This window comes from Streptomyces sp. NPDC056479, from assembly GCF_042795335.1.
Lineage (GTDB): Bacteria > Actinomycetota > Actinomycetes > Streptomycetales > Streptomycetaceae > Streptomyces.
The window spans coordinates 561,003-578,211 of record NZ_JBHTRZ010000007.1 but is presented as its reverse complement, the minus strand read 5'-3'; the positions used below and the strand labels follow the sequence as shown (position 1 = coordinate 578,211).

The following is a 17,209-nucleotide window of genomic DNA, read 5'->3' as shown; positions in this document are numbered from 1 at the left end:
ACGCTGCGAAGGCCGCTGGGGGGGTTGTTCTTGAGAACTGTACCGGTGCTGTGGGTCCCTTGGGGGGGGTTTGGGGGAGGGGCGACGCCCCGCCCCTCGGAGGGGGGGCGGCCCTTCGCCGTGGAGCTACTCGACGTCACTGGTCGGTGTCGTCCTTCTTGTCCTCGTCGGAGGCCTCTTCGCCCTCGATGACGGGGATGAGCGACAGCTTGCCGCGGGAGTCGATCTCGGCGATCTCGACCTGTACCTTGGCGCCCACGCCGAGCACGTCCTCGACGTTCTCCACGCGCTTGCCGCCGGCCAGCTTGCGGATCTGCGAGATGTGCAGCAGACCGTCCTTGCCCGGGAGCAGCGACACGAACGCACCGAAGGTGGTCGTCTTCACGACCGTGCCCAGGTAGCGCTCGCCGACCTCCGGCATGGTCGGGTTGGCGATCGAGTTGATCGTGGTGCGGGCGGCCTCGGCGGACGGGCCGTCGACCGCGCCGATGTAGATCGTGCCGTCGTCCTCGATCGTGATGTCGGCGCCGGTGTCCTCCTGGATCTGGTTGATCATCTTGCCCTTGGGGCCGATGACCTCACCGATCTTGTCGACCGGGATCTTCACGGTGATGATCCGCGGCGCGTTGGGGGACATCTCGTCCGGCGTGTCGATCGCTTCCATCATCACGTCGAGGATGTGGAGGCGGGCGTCACGGGCCTGCTTGAGGGCGGCGGCCAGGACGGAGGCCGGGATGCCGTCCAGCTTGGTGTCGAGCTGGAGGGCGGTCACGAACTCCTTGGTGCCGGCGACCTTGAAGTCCATGTCACCGAAGGCGTCCTCCGCACCGAGGATGTCGGTGAGCGTGACGTAGTGCGTCTCGCCCTCGATGTCCTGGGAGATCAGGCCCATGGCGATACCGGCGACGGGGGCCTTCAGCGGCACACCGGCGTTCAGCAGCGACATGGTGGAGGCGCAGACCGAGCCCATGGACGTCGAGCCGTTGGAGCTCAGCGCCTCGGAGACCTGGCGGATCGCGTAGGGGAACTCCTCGCGCGTCGGCAGGACCGGGACCAGGGCGCGCTCGGCGAGGGCGCCGTGGCCGATCTCGCGGCGCTTCGGGGAGCCGACGCGGCCGGTCTCACCGGTGGAGTACGGCGGGAAGTTGTAGTTGTGCATGTAGCGCTTGCGCGTCACCGGCGACAGCGTATCCAGCTGCTGCTCCATACGGAGCATGTTCAGCGTCGTGACGCCCAGGATCTGGGTCTCGCCACGCTCGAACACGGCGGAGCCGTGCACGCGCGGGATGGCCTCGACCTCGGCGGCCAGGGTGCGGATGTCGGTGACACCGCGGCCGTCGATGCGCTTCTTCTCCTTGATCACGCGCTCGCGGACCAGCTGCTTGGTGAGCGAGCGGTACGCGGCGGAGATCTCCTTCTCGCGACCCTCGAACTCCGGCAGGAGCTTCTCGGCGGCGAGCGCCTTGACGCGGTCCAGCTCGGACTCGCGCTCCTGCTTGCCGGCGATGGTCAGCGCGGAGGCGAGCTCCGGCTTGACGGCGGCGGTGAGGGCCTCGAGGACGTCGTCCTGGTAGTCCAGGAAGATCGGGAACTCGCCGGTCGGCTTGGCGGCCTTCGCGGCGAGGTCGGCCTGGGCCTTGCAGAGCACCTTGATGAAGGGCTTCGCGGCGTCCAGACCGGAGGCGACGACCTCCTCGGTCGGGGCCTCGGCGCCACCCTGGACCAGCTTGATGGTCCCCTCGGTGGCCTCGGCCTCGACCATCATGATCGCGACGTCGCCGTCCTCCAGGGTGCGGCCCGCGACGACCATGTCGAAGACGGCGTCCTCGAGCTCGGTGTGCGTCGGGAAGGCGACCCACTGGCCGCGGATCAGCGCGACGCGGACGCCGCCGATCGGGCCGGAGAAGGGCAGACCGGCCAGCTGCGTGGACGCGGACGCGGCGTTGATCGCCACGACGTCGTACAGGTGGTCGGGGTTGAGCGCCATGATCGTGGCGACGACCTGGATCTCGTTGCGAAGGCCCTTCTTGAAGGACGGGCGCAGCGGGCGGTCGATGAGGCGGCAGGTGAGGATCGCGTCCTCGGAGGGGCGGCCCTCACGGCGGAAGAAGCTGCCGGGGATCTTGCCGGCGGCGTACATCCGCTCCTCGACGTCCACCGTCAGGGGGAAGAAGTCGAGCTGGTCCTTGGGGTTCTTGGAGGCGGTGGTGGCCGACAGCACCATGGTGTCGTCGTCCAGGTACGCCACGGCGGAACCGGCGGCCTGCTTGGCCAGGCGGCCCGTCTCGAAGCGGATGGTGCGGGTGCCGAAGGAGCCGTTGTCGATGACGGCCTCGGCGTAGTGGGTCTCGTTCTCCACTAGCGTTTTCTCCGTTACTTTGTCGTCTTTTGTCCCGTGGCTGCCCGTGTGGCAGGGGGACGGTGCCGGAGAAGCGCTCCGTCTGGTGCGGGCCGGTCTTCGATCGAAGCACCCGGGGCTCTCTTCCCGGGGGCCACTACCGAGGACCGGCGGCGGCGAGGCGCGCTTCTCCTCTTTTCATCGTGATGTGTCGTCCGTATTGCGTTGTGCTACCACACTACAAAGCGTGAGTGACACTCCGCATGTTTCCGCACGTACGGTTGACGTTCCGCATGTACGGCAAAGGGAGCGGCTCCCGATCCTTCCGGGAACCGCTCCCCTCATGGCGTCTTACTTGGCGCCCGCCGCACCGCGGCGGATGCCGAGGCGGTCGACCAGCGCACGGAAGCGCTGGATGTCCTTCTTCGCCAGGTACTGGAGAAGGCGGCGACGCTGACCGACCAGGATCAGCAGACCACGACGGGAGTGGTGGTCGTGCTTGTGGGTCTTGAGGTGCTCGGTCAGGTCCGAGATACGGCGCGAGAGCATCGCGACCTGGACCTCGGGGGAGCCGGTGTCGCCCTCCTTGGTACCGAACTCGGTGATGATCTGCTTCTTCGTAGCGGCGTCGAGCGACACGCGTACTCCTCGTGAGTCTTCTGTTGCCACCGAGTGCCCCTGGTCTGCATCTCAGGGGAGCTTCCGTGACTCGGGAGGCGGGATCCGCTGGGCGCAGCCCCCAGATGGACCGGGGGCGCGTACACAAACGGCCGTCACACAGCGTACCAGCATGCGGGCACGCTCTTGCCCGGCGGTCCCCCGCCGGGCCACACCGCTCAGATGCCGCCGCGGACCTTGCCGTAGACGTCGAGGACGGCCAGGCAGATCGGGACCAGCGAGAGCAGCACCAGGGAGTCCGCGAGGTCCAGCATGCGGCCCCAGAAGGGGGAGAGCCCCTTCTGCGGCACGATCAGGGCGATCGCGATCAGCAGCAGCACACCGGCGCCGACCGAGGCGCCGAGCCACAGGGTGCGTACGTCGACCGGGCCGGAGTTGCCCTGGAGCAGATCCATGATGACGTCGGCCGGCGGCGAGATCGCGAGGCCGAGCACCAGCAGCGCGAGCGTGATGACGCCGGCCACGAACAGGCAGGTGACCTGGGCGGTGTAGCGGAACAGCCTGGCCCGCAGCATCGCGGCGAGGCCGGTGCACAGGGCCAGCAGCTGGGCCCAGCCGCTGTCGCTGAAGCCGAGGACCGCGCCGCCCGCGCCGATGATCACCGCGGCGCAGCCGCCGACCAGGCCGAGCAGCAGTTCGTGGCCCCGGCTGGTCTGGGCGACGATGCGCTGGACGTCCACGGCCTCCAGGTCGCCCTCGCGGCCCTCGCGGCGGGCGCGGGCCAGGTCCTCGGGGTTGCGGAAGCCGATCGGCAGCTTGGCGAAGCGGGACGACCAGCCGGGCAGGAAGCCGACGACCGCGAGGGCGACGACCGAGGTGCCGGCGGCGATCTCGCGGGGCTCCGCCTCGGTGAGCACACCGCAGAACACGGCGAGCGTGCCGATCGCGGAGGCCAGCGCGGCGGCCACGAACGGGGCGTCGCCCTGCGGCAGCAGCATGATCAGTACGACGGAGCAGAGCAGTACGGCCACACAGCCGACGAGGAACTGGATCCTGCCGGGGCCCTCGCCCGCGTCCTGGGGGATGACGCCTGAGCCCGCGATGAGCGCGTGCGGCAGCGCCGAGATGCCGAGTGCGACGGCGGAGCCCCGGTCGTCGTACACCCGGGCCCGCACACCGGCCAGTGCCGTCAGGGCGAGCGCGGTGACGCCGGCCAGGATGCCCTGGAGGCCGTGCATGTCGTGCCGTACCGGGTCCGCGAACCAGAAGACGAAGCCGAGCATGACCAGCAGCAGCGAACCCGCGACGAGACCGGCCACCCGCATCAGGTTGTCGTTCCAGCTGCGGGTGTCCTGCTTGACCGCGGCGGCGATGGCGTCCACCACGTCGTCGTGCACGGCCGGCGGCAGTGAGTCGGCGAAGGTGCGCAGCAGCAGCACGTCACCGTCCCTGACCCGGTGCTCCAGCAACGAGCGACTGGCGTCGAGCACCTGGCCCTCGCGCGTCACGAGGTGGTAGCCCGAGGGGCCGGTGTCCGACTGGACCATGCCCGAGAGCCTCACGATCTCGGGAAAGAGGTCCTGGATCGGCAAGTCCTCGGGCAGCGCGACATCCACACGACTGTCCGGTGCTGCGATGGTGATTCGGCAGAAACCTGTCGAAGTCCCCGTGCTCACCTGGTGTTCCCCCTGCTAGACAAGACTTCCTCGCGCCGCTCGTACGACGCGGAGCGCCACCATATCCGTTGCGGTACCCGGCTCAGGCCCTACCTCCCGCATTCCTCCCAGGACCTGCGCCGCATCTCCATCCGCCTCCCTCCCTCGGGCACCTCAGGCATCAGTAGGATCGACCTCTACGCGAACGACGCCTACGCGAACGAGAAACCATCTCGGCACAGCGGTACACGGGGGCGTCGGTGCCAGGACGTATCAATCGCGAAGGATGAGTGCATCGGTGAGCGTCGTCATCATCAAACGACCACCGCGGATAGTGCCGCCGGCCGTCCCGGACGGCGAGGTCAAACTGGAGACGCCCCCCGAGATCCCTCGCGAGGGCGACGAAAGCATGCTGATGAACCTGCTGCCCATGATGGGCATGCTGGGTTCCGTCGGCTTCTTCTTCATGCCCAACCTGCCCTCGTACATGAGGGTGGTCGGCGGGCTGATGCTGGCCTCGACACTGGCCATGGCCATCGCCCAGTTCGCCAAGTCCCGTCAGGGCGGCGGCGCGGGGATGGCCCAGGACCGGCGTGACTACTTCCGCTACCTGGAGCAGGTCCGCAAGGACGTGCACAAGACCGCGGAACTGCAGCGGCAGAGCCAGCTCTTCCAGCATCCGGACCCGGAGCAGCTGTGGGCGGTGGCGGCCGACGGCAAGCGGCTGTGGGAGCGGCGTCCGACGGACGCGGACTTCGCCTCCGTACGGATCGGGCGCGGTGTGCAGCAGTTGAACACCCCGCTCGTCGCGCCGGAGACGGCGCCCAAGGAGGAGCTGGAGCCGCTGACCGCCGCGGCCATGAAGGCGTTCCTCGACGCGCACGGCAGTCTGTCCGATCTGCCCGTGTCCATCTCGCTGCGCGCCTTTTACCACGTGACGATCTGCGGCGAGAGCGACACGGTCTACGGCAACGCCCGTTCGTCCCTGTCCCAGCTGGCGACGCTGCATTCGCCCGAGGATCTGATGATCGCCGTGGTGGCACACCCCTCCGCGGCGGCCGACTGGGACTGGATCAAGTGGCTGCCGCACAGCCAGCACCCGAAGGCCAAGGACGGGGCGGGCTCGTCCCGTCTCCTGTTCGACGACCTCGGCGAGCTGGAGGAGGCGCTGGCGGACCAGTTGGGCGACCGGCCCCGCTGGAACCGTGAGACGACCCCGGTCTACGACCAGCCCCACCTGATCGTGGTGCTCGACGGCGGCACCGTGCCGCCGGACTCCGAACTCGCCAGCGCCGAGGGCCTCCAGGGCGTCACGTTCCTGGAGATCTCCCCCGGCCCGCTGGAGGAGGAGCTGCGCGCCGGTCTGACGATCTACGCGAAGCCGGAGCGGATGCGGCTGTTCGTCGGCCACGAGTCCGCGTACACCGGCAAGCCCGACCTCCTGAACGTGGCGCAGGCCGAGTCGCTGGCCCGGCAGCTGGCCCCGTTCCGGGTCGGCTCCGCGGAGGAGGGCGAACCCCTCCTGTCCAACCTGGACTTCACCGACCTGATGGGCATCGGCGACGCGGGCACGGTCGACGTCTCCCGCACCTGGCGGCCGCGCACACTGCACGAGCGGCTGCGCGTGCCTATCGGTGTCGGCGAGAACGGCGAGCCGGTCATGCTGGACCTCAAGGAGGCCTCGCAGGAGGGCATGGGCCCGCACGGCCTGTGCGTCGGAGCGACCGGCTCCGGCAAGTCCGAGGTGCTGCGTACGCTGGTGCTCGGTCTCGCGGTGACGCACTCCTCGGAGACGCTGAACTTCATCCTCGCGGACTTCAAGGGCGGCGCGACCTTCGCCGGTATGGCCGACATGCCGCACACCGCGGCCGTGATCACCAACCTCGCGGACGACCTCACCCTCGTCGACCGTATGCGCGACTCGATCATGGGTGAGACGCAGCGCCGCCAGGAATTGCTGCGCTCGGCCGGCAACTACGCCAACCTGCACGACTACGAGAAGGCGCGTGCCGCCGGTGCCGCGCTGGAGCCGATGGCCTCGCTGGTGATCGTGCTCGACGAGTTCTCCGAACTCCTCACGGCCAAGCCGGACTTCATCGACATGTTCATCCAGATCGGCCGTATCGGCCGTTCGCTGGGTGTGCACCTGCTGCTGGCCTCGCAGCGCCTGGAGGAGGGCAAGCTGCGCGGTCTGGACACCTATCTGTCGTACCGGATCGGTCTGCGGACCTTCTCCGCCGCCGAGTCCCGTACGGCGATCGGCGTCCCGGACGCCTACCACCTGCCGTCGATCCCCGGCTCCGGGTATCTGCGCTACGACACCGACACCATGGTCCGCTTCAAGGCGGCGTACGTGTCGGGGGCGTACCACGGCGAGGGCCCGTCCCGGGTGCACCGCTCGACGCAGCTGCGTCCCGCGCTGTTCTCCGCGGAGCACGTGGCGCTGCCCCCGCAGCCGGTGATCGAGGAGCCGGAGCCCGACAACCGGGTGGACGACGCGCTCGCGGACACCGTCCTGGACGTCCTCGTCAGCCGGATGATCAACCAGGGACCGCCCGCCCACCAGGTGTGGCTGCCCCCGCTGGAGGAGGCGCCCTCGCTGGAGCAGCTGCTCCCGCAGCTCGCCGTCACCCAGGACCGCGGTCTGACCGCGCCCGACTACACGGCGCTCGGCCGGCTCAACGTGCCGGTCGGCCTGGTGGACAAGCCGTTCGAGCAGCGGCGTGACGTGCTGTACCGGGACTTCGCGGGCGGTGCGGGCCACGGTCTGTTCGTCGGTGGTCCGCAGTCCGGCAAGTCGACGCTGCTGCGTACGCTCATCTCGTCGTTCGCGCTCACCCACACTCCCTCCGAAGTGCAGTTCTACTGCCTGGACTTCGGCGGTGGCTCGCTGATCTCGATGGAGGACCTGGCCCACGTGGGCGGGGTCGCAAACCGTCTCGACGCCGAGAAGGTGCGCCGTACGGTCAGCGAGGTCGAGGGCATCCTCAACGCACGCGAGGAGTACTTCCGCGCGAACAACGTCGACTCGGTGCAGACCTACCGTCAGCGCCGGGCCGCGGGTCAGCTGCCCGACCAGATCTGGGGTGACGTCTTCCTCGTCATCGACGGCTGGGCCACCTTCAAGACCGACTACGAGATGCTCGAGGCGACCGTCACGGAGATCGCGACCCGCGGTCTCGGCTTCGGTGTCCACGTGATCCTTACGGCGAGCCGCTACACCGAGGTGCGGCCGGCGCTCAAGGACATGCTCCAGAACCGCATCGAACTCCGGCTCGGTGACCCGACGGAGTCGGAGATCGACCGCAAGGTCGCGCAGAACGTCCCCGCCACGGTGCCGGGCCGTGGTCTGACCCAGGACAAGCTGCACTTCATGACGGCGCTGCCGCGTGTCGACGGCTCCTCGGCGACGGAGGACCTGTCCGAGGCGGCGTCGATCCTCATCGGCGGCATCAACGAGAACTGGCAGGGCAGCCACGCCCCGGCCGTGCGGCTGCTGCCCACGATGCTGTCGGCGGACCGGCTGCCCAAGGGCTTCGAGCACCCGGAGCGCGGTGTCGCCGTCGGAATCGACGAGTCGTCGCTCTCGCCGGTCTTCGTCGACTTCGAGACCGACCCGCTCTTCATCGTGTTCGGTGAGAGCGAGTCCGGTAAGTCCGCGCTGCTCAGGCTGCTGGTCAAGCAGATCACCGAGCGCTACACGCCGGACCAGGCGAAGATCGTCATGGGTGACTACCGACGCGCCCACCTGGAGGGCGTGCCCGACTCGCACCTGTCGAGGTACTGCGCGTCGGCTCCGGCCCTGACGGAGACCCTGGAGGGGCTGGCCGGCTCGATGCACCGCCGGATGCCCGGCCCGGACGTCACGCCCGAGCAGCTGCGCAACCGCAGTTGGTACAACAGCCCGGACGCGTTCGTCATCGTCGACGACTACGACCTGGTGGCGACCGGCGTGAACCCGCTGGCCCCGCTTCTGGAGTACCTGCCGTTCGCCCGTGACGTCGGCCTGCGCGTCATCATCGCGCGTTCCTCGGGCGGTGCGAGCCGGTCGCTGTACGAGCCGGTGATGCAGCGCATGCGCGAGCTGGGCGCCCAGGGCGTGGTGCTCTCCGGCGACCGGTCGGAGGGCCAGCTGCTGGGCAACATCACGGCCTCGCAACTGCCGCCCGGCCGTGGAAACTTCCACACGCGCCGCCGCGGGGGGCAGCTGATTCAGACGGGTTGGCTGCCGAACCGGTTCTGAGTGGCGGCCGGTCGAGCGTCGAGGGGCGGTACCCACGTGGGTGCCGCCCCTTCCTGTTGTCCCTGGGGGCTGGGTCTCCCGCGGGCGCCCCGGTTAAGGTGGCGTTGCGACAGAAAAGAGCAGCCACGGGGGGCAGTTGTGCCGTCGGACTACATGGATTCCGATCCCGAGGTCCTCAAGACCGAGGGCTTCCACATGTTCAACGTCGGCCTGGACTTCGGCAAGGCCGTGACGGCCCTGCAGACCGGGCTGACCGCCCTCGAGAAGGGCGACACCCCGCCGTGGGGTGACGACGACATCGGCGAGAAGTTCGGCGTCGTCTACGAGGGCCTGCGCGACGGCATGTACGAGTCGATGGCCAGCCTCGCGGAGCGCATCGCCGGGATGGGCGTCGCCTTCACCAAGATGGGCGTGGCGCACGAGCTGAACGAGGCCGAGCAGGACGCCATCTGGAAGGAGACGACGGCCCAGTACGACGGGCAGGTGCAGGTGCCGACCGGGGTCGCACACGCCAGGTTGCGGCCTCACGACCTCTGATCCGCGACGGGCACATGCGGGGCGACCGACGTCAGTAGGGTGAGACCCATCGTCGTTCGCACGTCAGGAAGAGGCCCAGCGGAATGACCGAGGCAAGCAACAACGAGGTCGGGGCTCAGGCCGAGGACATCAAGGCGCGCAAGGAACGGGAGCGCGACGAGCTGTACGCCCTCGACATCTCCGGGGTCGAATGGCAGTGCGCGCCCGGCACCGAGCAGCATGAGGAGCGCGTCGAGATCGCGTACCTGCCCGAGGGCGCGGTGGCCATGCGGTCGTCCCTCGATCCCGGGACCGTGCTGCGGTACACCGAGGCGGAGTGGCGGGCGTTTGTGCTGGGGGCTCGGGACGGGGAGTTCGACTTGGAGGCTGCGCCTCCAAATGGCGGGGTGGCGGCCGAGTAGGTCGCTTCCGGAGGTCCGCTGTCCGCTCGCCCTCGTGACCGGCGCCACGCCTAAGATCAGGGTCGTACGAGTAGGCATCCGCGATGGCGGAGGACGGGGACTCATGACCGGCTCGAGCCAGGACTACGCACCGCACCCCCACATAGGCGGCCGGACCGCCGCGCTGCGCGCACTCACCGCATGGCGTGCGGCCGCGCCCGGCGCTTCACGCGTGGTCGTGGTCACCGGCGGTTCCGGCAGCGGGCGTTCGCGGCTGCTCACCGGGTTTCTGATGCTGTGCGATCCGGAGTACCGCAAGCGGCTGCCGCTGGAGGAGATGGATCCGTCGACGGTGCCGCCGGAGCTGCCGGCTCCGGCCGTCCCCGCCCCCGACGGTCTGACCGCGGCCCAGGTGCTGTGGCTGCTCGCCGACCACTACGAGCTGGCCGCCACCAGCACCGAGGGCGTGTACGCCGAACTGGCCGCGCTCGACGAGCCGGTGACCGTCGTCGTACCGGACGTCGACCGTGCGGGGCCGGTACGGGCGGCGGGCGAACCCGCACGGCTGGTGCGTGAGGTGCTCGCTCCCTTGGCCGCCACCGAGTCGGTCCGGCTGCTGGCCGAGGTGCCGCGTCCACTGGCCGCCGAGCTGGCCGGGGGTCTGCCGTCCGGCACCGTGCGGATCATCGATCTCGACGAGCCGGAGTGGGCCGATCCCGAGGGCCTGGTACTGCACGCGCATGCGGTGCTGAACCCGGTGTTCGGAGCACCTGAGCTGCCGTTCACCGTGGATCCCGCCGCCCGTCTCGCTCTGGGCGCGGCCATCGGCCGCCGAGCCGGGACCAGCCCGCTCGTGGTCCAACTCGCCGTCAATTGCCTCCTGATGGCTCCGGAGGGCTTCGATGCGGCCGACGAGAGGTTCCTGCCGACGTCCGTCGGTGAGGCCCTGGACCTGCACGCCCAGCGGCTCGGCAGCGATCCGCAGACGCTGCGGCACCTGCTGGCCCCCCTTGCCCTGGCCGAGGCCGACGGCATACCGGTCCACCTGTGGGCGAGGCTGGTGAGCGCGATCGCCGGGCAGGACATGAGCCAGGCCCTGGCGGGCGGGATGCTGCTCGCCGCGCCGTTCGTGCAGCCCGAGGAGCAGGAAGCCGAACAGGACGCGGACCCGGCCGACGGCGGGCGTACGCTGCTACGGCTGCTCCACCCGGCCCTCGGTGACGAGATCCGCGCCGGTCTGCCCGGCGTCGCCGCCGCACAGACCCAGATCGCGATGGCCCTGCTGGAGGCCGTGCCGGAGCAGGACTGGAGCAAGGCCGATCCCTACGTCCGCGACCACATCGCGGGCCACACCCTGGAGGCGGGGCTGCTGCCCCAACTCCTCACGGATCCCGGCCTGTTCATCCACGCCGACCCGGTGCCCCTGCGCGCCGCCGTGGAGGCCGTACCGGCTGAGGAGCTGGGCGCACCGGCCCGTACGTATCTGCGTACGGCGCCTCTGCTGACCCGGACCCAGGCGCCCGTCGAACTGCGTGCCGCCCTGCTGGAGACCGCGTTCGTCGAGGACGGACTCCCCGAGTACGCCGAGGCGATTCGCGGGCGGCTCGGCCTGGATCTTCCCTGGCAGACCCTGTGGAGCCTGCCCGTGTCCGGCGTCAGCGCCGTGACCGTCGGCAGCCTGCCTCAACCCGACGGGCCGGCCACCCCGGTCGCCGTGCTGGTCGTCCCCGCGGGCACACCCGGCGCACGGCCGGTCGGTGCGTCCGGTTCCGCCGTGCTCGTCCATGGCCTCGTGCAGCCTGATCACCTCGGCGACGCCGATCCCGAACAGATCCTTCGCCCTACGGAGGAGGAACGTGCCGCCGCCCCGCTCGGCCTGAGCCGGGGCGGCGACTACCTGCGCGTCTGGGACCGGGCGGATCAGGAGGTGGTGGCCGCGCTGATCTCCGGCACGTCTTTCACCGCGGCCGACCTCTCCCCCGACGGCATCCTCCTGCTCGCCACCGAGCGTGGGGTCAAGGCCCTCCGGATTCGCGCGGCGGGCGCGACGATAGCCTCGTAGGCACGTGCACGGCAGCCTCGTGGATACCTGCACGGCAGGTCCGCCCGTCTTTCCACCCCCCTCCCCGACCGCCCCCTTCGAAGGAGCCTCCCCGTGACCAGCCAGGAGCAGGCGCTCGCCATCGCCGACCGTTGGCTCAATCCGGAAGGCTCCACGGAGCCGCGTCGCGAGGTCCGGATGCAGGAGTTCGACCTGGGCTGGGTCGTGTGGGCGGCGCCCGCGGAGCCCGAGCGCGACCCGGAGACCGGGGAGCGGCGGCCGCCCGCCGACATCGGCAACGCGTGCGGGGTCGTGGACCGCGGCAGCGGCGAGCTGACGGTGTGGCCGTCGGTGCCGGTCGACGAGGTCGTCCGGATGTACCGGCAGAAGCACGGGGGTGCGTCCGAAGGGGCCGTCCGTCCGGTCACCGGCCCCGGCAACACGGCCGTCTTCACGTTCGTCGACCCGGCGAACGGCGAGGAGACCAACCTCTTCCGCACCTCCGCCCCGGGGCTGCCCCCCGCCGAGTACCAGGCGTGGGGGGAGCTGCGACGGATGAACGTACCCACCGACAATGTCGTGGCCATCCACACCGACCTGCGTCCCAGCCTGCTCCCGGGCGGCTACACGGCCGAGCTCCTCAACGCTTTCCCCAACGCCCAGCTCTCCTGCTCGCAGTCCTACGGGGCCCGTCCCGAGGCGCGTGCGGAGGGCATCGCGGCGCTGGTCGAGCAGGTCGAGACGATGCACCGGATCGCAGGCCGGCAGCCGCCGCCGCTCCCGCACCGCGTGCCGGTGCCCGCGCAGGTGACTCCCGCGGAGCCGATGCGCGACGTGGTGCTCGGCCGCCATCTCGTCGAGGTCTTCGGCGAGGCAGGCGTACGCCGCTACGACGCCGACGACATCGCCGGCAGCCCGCTGCCGGAGGCCGCTGCGGCGACGCTCACCTGGGCGGGGCTTCCGGCCGACCTCCCGCTCTTCTTCACCGCCGACCGGCCCGACGCGCCTCCGGTCGGCGGCCTGTTCACGGACGTCGCCACGAATCTGCGCGAGCGGCGCAGCCCGGCCGGCGAGGAGAAGATCGGCGCCCTGGCACACCTGGTCCGGATCGGCTTCGACGGCGTCGCGGTCATCGCGGTGCAGTACCTGCCGGGGGCGGGGCAGCCGGACGGTCTCGGCGCGGTCTGGGCGGTGGATCCGGTGACGGCCGCTGCTCGGTACGTCAATGTCTCGGTCGCCGCCTTCACCCGCTCGCTGAGCCTGCTCGCTGACGCACGGCAGCGGATGCAGGGGCTGGACCCGGTGGCGGCCGGCGCGGAAGTGGCGGCGCTGCAGGAGCAGTTGGCGGCCGTGGACGCATCCGCGCTGGGGAACGCGGAGACGTGGTGGTCGCTGATCGTCGAGCAAATGTGGCACGGGTTGTTCTGACCGGCCGCGGTCTGCCCGCTACGACCAGGAGAGAAACCCGTGGCTTCGGACCACCACCCGGCACCGCCGCCCACCACCTCCGAGCAGGCCCTCGCCATCGTGCGCGGCCGCTACGCGCAGCCCAAGCTGCCGGACGGCACTCCCGCTGAGCTGCGCGTGGCGGAGTTCGACCTCGGATACCTGGTGTACCCGGTGTTCCCGCCCGTCACGGACGCGGCCGGTCGGCCTCAGCCGGCTCCGCCCGGCGGCGGCAAGATCGTGGTCGCCAAGGACACCGGTGAGACCGTCACCGTGCCGAACTTCCCGACGGAGGCGGCCATCGCGCTGTATCGGAAACAGCGCCGGTCTTGACACGTACGCGACGGCTGGGCGGACAGGCACGGCATCCTGACGGTGCAGCAGAAGGATGTGCCGGTCAGGGCAGGGCATCCGCCAGCGACGCGCCCGCCGCGGCGAAGATGATCGCCATCATGGCCAGACGGGTGCGTCCACGCCGCGCCAACTCCACGCTGAGACCGGCGAAGGCGAGGCTCAAGCCGTACACCATGGTCCCCACGCCCGCCTGGGTACCGCTGGTGAGCTGCCCCACGATCACCATGAGGCAGACCAGCGCCACCGACGCCCCGGCGGCCATGAGCCCACCACGAGCGCTCCGCGCCTGCCGCGACCGCTGTCTCGCGAAGCCGGGGTCGGATTGCCGTTGGAAACTCGCCCTGAATTCGTCCGCACCCGGCGGAATCGGATCACCCTCTTCGCCTCGCACCTGCGTCTGCACCTGTTCCCCACCGTGTTCCCGGCCGTGCGTCGTCATGAGGAGGGAGCGTAGGTCAATTCGCTAAGCTCACGCACCATGTTGCCTTCGCATACGCCTTCCCCCGCACCCGACGCCACGGTCATACGAACCGGTCGCCGCGGCGCCATGACAGGGCTCCCCTGCTCCGTCCTGCTCATCGCGCTGGGCGCGGTCGGCGTCATCGGCGCTGTCGTGGTTGCTACCGGGAACCAGAAGGGGGAGTCCAACCCGGCCGGATACGTGGGCCTCGTGTTCATGCTGCTGCTCGGTGCGCTCGGCGTGTTCCTCTTCATCGCCAACTGGGCGAACCGGCGCGCCCGGATCCTCGTCGACGCGACCGGTCTGTGGGTCGAGAACGGAAGGGCCCGGAACGTCATCCCCTGGCAGGCGCTCGCCGGAGTCGGTCTGTACTGGAGCAGGTTCGGCCGCAGCCAGAAGGTCCGAAGCCAGAAGGTCTACTCCCTGGAGCTGTTCCCCATCGGCCCCATCGACCGGGACGACCCCGTCCTGTGGACCCTCGTCCGCGACGAGGAGCCGTTGCACCCCGACCTGCCCCGTGTGCGCTACCGCCTCCCCTTCCCCGCCGCCTGCCGGCAGGAGTTGGTCGCAGCGGTCCAGGGGCACGTCCCGCACATCTGGCTCGGTGACTCCGAGCGCGCCGAGGGCCACATCGGCCGACCCGACATCAAGGGACATCGACAGCGCGCTCAGGGCCGTACGCAGTGAGCCGTCCCACGTCGTGCCGCTCCCGGCAACAGCGGCGACCTGAAACGGACTTGTGACAGCGACCACCTGAAGTCATCGGCGGGTGAGTCCGTAAACTTTGCGGACGGCTGTACTCCTGTGTGATTTCCCTCGACTGGTGAGGGAGCTGTACGGCCGTGTTGTCCGACGGGGGTGCTTTCTGCTGTGGCGATGATGTTGCCGGACGAGCTCGAGTGGGTTCTCGAGATGCTGGGCTACAAGTGGCCGACGGCGAACGAGGACAAGCTCAGAGACTGCGCCACCATGTGGCGGCAGTTCGGCGAAAAGGTCAACGGGCTCCACACCAGGGCGAACGGTTCCGCGCGCCAGGTCACCGCCCACAACGCCGGTGAGTCGATCGACAAGTTCACCAAGACCTACGGGAAGTTCGACGGCGGCGGAGGCGGAGGCGACGGCTATCTCCGCAGCGCCGCCGAGGCCGCCTTCCTCATCGCGAACGTGCTGGATGCCTGTGCCTACCTGGTGGAGTTCGCCAAGTGGGCGGTGATCGCCCAGCTCATCGCCCTGGCGATCGAGATCGTCGCCGCCCACGCCGCCGCGCCCTTCACCTTCGGCCTGTCCGAGGTCGCCGGCCTCGGCGCCACCCAGGTCACCCGCCTGATCGTCCGGCGTATCCTCGACGAGCTCAAGAAAGCCATGATCGAGGCGCTCGTGGAGACGCTGAAGGAGCCCGTGATCTCGGCGGTCGAGGCGATCATCACCGACCTCGTCCGCCAGACCGTGAACGTCGGCTTCGGCGCGCAGGAAGGCTACGACGTCGGCGCCACCATGAAGGCCGGCGGCCAGGCGGGCCTCGACGCCCTCCGACAGAGCCCGCAGACCTTCGCCGAAGGCGTACGCGACAGCCTGGGCCAGAAGGCGGGCAGCCGGGCCCGGCATGCGATCGACAGCCGAATCGACGGGTATGACGGGCCGTCGGGGCCATCGGGGGGTGACATCGGCAGCGACGCGGGATCGGACAGCTCCAGCTCCAACTCCTCTTCTTCGTCTTCGTCGTCCGATTCCGCCTCGTCCTCCGATTCCTCTGCCTCCAACTCTTCGTCCGCCGACTCTTCGTCCTCCGACTCGAGTTCGTCGGGGTCCGACTCCAACACCTCGACGCGTTCGGGCAACGGCAACATCCCGGGCGCGAACATAGGCAACGGCATATCCGCCGACACGGGCGGCAATGACATCGGCGCGCCCAATATCGGTGCGGGCCCGGATTCAGGGTCCGGGCCGGGATCCGACTCCGGGAACACGTCGTCTTCGGACAGCCCGTTCTCCAGGCCGACGCAGTCGCCGTCCGGATCGTCCCTGTCCGACTTCGACGACCCCTCGCCCGCCGGCCCCTCGTCGAACGGCTCCGACTCCAACGGCTCGTCCAGCACTCCGAGCACGTCCGGCCCTTCCCACTCCGGCGGCGGCCCTTCCGTCTCCGGTCTCTCCTCACCGAGCCCGCACTCCGGCCCGGCTCCCACCTCGTCGGGCGGTATGTCGTCCTCGCCGGGCGGCGGCTCGATCGGCACCAACATCGACAGCCTGGCCGCCACCACCCCCACGCAGTCCAACGCGGCTCCGACGCCGACGGCCGACTCGTCTCCCGCCAGTACCGGCGGCCGCTCGGACAGCGGCGGCTCAGCGATGCCTACGTCGCCTACCGCGCCTTCCGCCGGGGGTGCGGCTCCGGGTGGGCACCACAGCCCAGGTGCTTCCGGCGGCGCCAGCACGCCGTCCGCGACGAGCCCGAATCCCAACTCCGGTCCGGCGAGGAATCCTTCCGCCAGTACACCCTCCGCCACGGGAACGGGGCCTGCCTCCACGCCGAGCCCTACGTCTCCTACGACGCCTCGGAGCACGCCTGCTTCGACGCCGGACGGGCGAACACCCGGTCCAGCGGATGGCCGTACGTCAAGCACGCCGGACGGTCGAATACCGACCCAGCGCCCCGGGAATGCGACCCCGGGCGACGGCAGCACGCCGCGGAACACCCCCGGTACGACGCCCGGCGACCGCACTTCGCCGCGCAACAGCCCGGGGACTTCCACGCCGGGTGACGGCACTGCGTCCCGCAACAACCCAGGGACCTCCACACCGGGTGACGGCACTACGTCCCGCAACAACCCGGGCACCTCCACGCCGGGTGACCGGACCACGCCCCGCAACACCACGGACTCGTCCGGAGGCGCCCGTACCAGCACTCCGGGCCAGAACCCGAGTACGACCGCCCCGAACCCGAACCCGTCCCAGTCGACGCCCCCCAGGACCACATCGCCGTCCACCGGCAGCCCCACGACCACGCCCTCCACATCGACCGGCGCCGGATCCGGGCATACGTCGACACCGAGCAGCGGTGCGCCGAGCTCCTCGACGCCGAGCTCCTCAACTCCGAGCTCCTCAACTCCGAGCTCCTCGACGCCGAGCAACAGCAC

The 17,209-nt window shown here is 70.0% G+C and carries 13 protein-coding genes; 7 read left to right on the top strand and 6 right to left on the bottom strand.

Translation table 11 applies throughout. The annotated features are described in order from the left end of the window. Positions 1-136 precede the first annotated feature (136 nt). From ACFQ6S_RS28875 to eccD, 3 genes are all read right to left on the bottom strand, one after another. Positions 137-2,359: a polyribonucleotide nucleotidyltransferase gene (locus ACFQ6S_RS28875; protein WP_383415809.1), complete on the bottom strand. Its 2,223-nt coding sequence runs from the start codon at positions 2,357-2,359 to the stop codon at positions 137-139. Between the two features lie 330 nt (positions 2,360-2,689). Beyond that, positions 2,690-2,977: a 30S ribosomal protein S15 gene (gene rpsO / locus ACFQ6S_RS28870; protein ID WP_005479656.1), complete on the bottom strand. Its 288-nt coding sequence runs from the start codon at positions 2,975-2,977 to the stop codon at positions 2,690-2,692. A 197-nt stretch (positions 2,978-3,174) separates the two neighbouring features. Beyond that, positions 3,175-4,632 carry a type VII secretion integral membrane protein EccD gene (gene eccD, locus ACFQ6S_RS28865; RefSeq protein ID WP_383415805.1) on the bottom strand — a complete coding sequence of 486 codons (1,458 nt, stop codon included), beginning with the start codon at positions 4,630-4,632 and terminating at the stop codon, positions 3,175-3,177. Positions 4,633-4,909: 277 nt separating this feature from the next. On the opposite strand from eccD, the gene eccCa reads away from it, so the two are divergent. The 6 genes from eccCa (at position 4,910) to ACFQ6S_RS28835 (ending at position 13,591) form a co-directional block, all read left to right on the top strand. Continuing rightward, complete coding sequence (gene eccCa, locus ACFQ6S_RS28860; protein WP_383415802.1) at positions 4,910-8,854, top strand: type VII secretion protein EccCa; 3,945 nt, start codon at positions 4,910-4,912, stop codon at positions 8,852-8,854. Positions 8,855-9,007: 153 nt separating this feature from the next. After that, positions 9,008-9,391 carry a hypothetical protein gene (locus ACFQ6S_RS28855; protein ID WP_383415799.1) on the top strand — a complete coding sequence of 128 codons (384 nt, stop codon included), beginning with the start codon at positions 9,008-9,010 and terminating at the stop codon, positions 9,389-9,391. Between the two features lie 83 nt (positions 9,392-9,474). Further along, the gene (locus tag ACFQ6S_RS28850) at positions 9,475-9,792 is read left to right on the top strand and encodes a DUF397 domain-containing protein (RefSeq protein ID WP_383415796.1); all 318 of its coding nucleotides are present in this window, start codon (positions 9,475-9,477) and stop codon (positions 9,790-9,792) included. Positions 9,793-9,895: 103 nt separating this feature from the next. Continuing rightward, entirely contained in the window at positions 9,896-11,833 is a 1,938-nt protein-coding gene (locus ACFQ6S_RS28845) for an ATP-binding protein (RefSeq protein WP_383415793.1), read from the top strand. Between the two features lie 93 nt (positions 11,834-11,926). Continuing rightward, the gene (locus ACFQ6S_RS28840) at positions 11,927-13,240 is read left to right on the top strand and encodes an SUKH-4 family immunity protein (protein WP_383415790.1); all 1,314 of its coding nucleotides are present in this window, start codon (positions 11,927-11,929) and stop codon (positions 13,238-13,240) included. Between the two features lie 39 nt (positions 13,241-13,279). Further along, positions 13,280-13,591 (top strand): hypothetical protein, encoded by a 312-nt coding sequence (locus ACFQ6S_RS28835; RefSeq protein WP_383415787.1) that lies wholly within the window; start codon positions 13,280-13,282, stop codon positions 13,589-13,591. Between the two features lie 64 nt (positions 13,592-13,655). Here the strand turns inward: ACFQ6S_RS28835 and ACFQ6S_RS28830 are convergent, their stop codons facing one another. Further along, positions 13,656-14,051 (bottom strand): hypothetical protein, encoded by a 396-nt coding sequence (locus ACFQ6S_RS28830; protein WP_383415784.1) that lies wholly within the window; start codon positions 14,049-14,051, stop codon positions 13,656-13,658. Between the two features lie 108 nt (positions 14,052-14,159). Here ACFQ6S_RS28830 and ACFQ6S_RS28825 point away from each other — a divergent pair, with 108 nt between their 5' ends. Then, complete coding sequence (locus tag ACFQ6S_RS28825) at positions 14,160-14,759, top strand: hypothetical protein (protein WP_383415781.1); 600 nt, start codon at positions 14,160-14,162, stop codon at positions 14,757-14,759. 494 nt (positions 14,760-15,253) lie between these two features. On the opposite strand, the gene ACFQ6S_RS28820 is transcribed toward ACFQ6S_RS28825, so the two are convergent. Both ACFQ6S_RS28820 and ACFQ6S_RS28815 read right to left on the bottom strand, forming a co-directional pair. After that, the gene (locus tag ACFQ6S_RS28820) at positions 15,254-15,496 is read right to left on the bottom strand and encodes a hypothetical protein (RefSeq protein WP_383415778.1); all 243 of its coding nucleotides are present in this window, start codon (positions 15,494-15,496) and stop codon (positions 15,254-15,256) included. A gap of 51 nt (positions 15,497-15,547) precedes the next feature. Then, on the bottom strand, positions 15,548-17,209 hold the full coding sequence (locus tag ACFQ6S_RS28815; protein ID WP_383415775.1) for a hypothetical protein: 1,662 nt from the start codon (positions 17,207-17,209) through the stop codon (positions 15,548-15,550).

Coding starts and splice junctions, on each gene's coding strand:
- ACFQ6S_RS28845 (WP_383415793.1), top strand. CDS start 9,896: ATGACCGGCTCGAGCCAGGACTACGCACCGCACCCCCACATAGGCGGC.
- ACFQ6S_RS28850 (WP_383415796.1), top strand. CDS start 9,475: ATGACCGAGGCAAGCAACAACGAGGTCGGGGCTCAGGCCGAGGACATC.
- ACFQ6S_RS28825 (WP_383415781.1), top strand. CDS start 14,160: ATGACAGGGCTCCCCTGCTCCGTCCTGCTCATCGCGCTGGGCGCGGTC.
- ACFQ6S_RS28820 (WP_383415778.1), bottom strand. CDS start 15,496: ATGATCGCCTCGACCGCCGAGATCACGGGCTCCTTCAGCGTCTCCACG.
- ACFQ6S_RS28855 (WP_383415799.1), top strand. CDS start 9,008: ATGGATTCCGATCCCGAGGTCCTCAAGACCGAGGGCTTCCACATGTTC.
- ACFQ6S_RS28830 (WP_383415784.1), bottom strand. CDS start 14,051: ATGACGACGCACGGCCGGGAACACGGTGGGGAACAGGTGCAGACGCAG.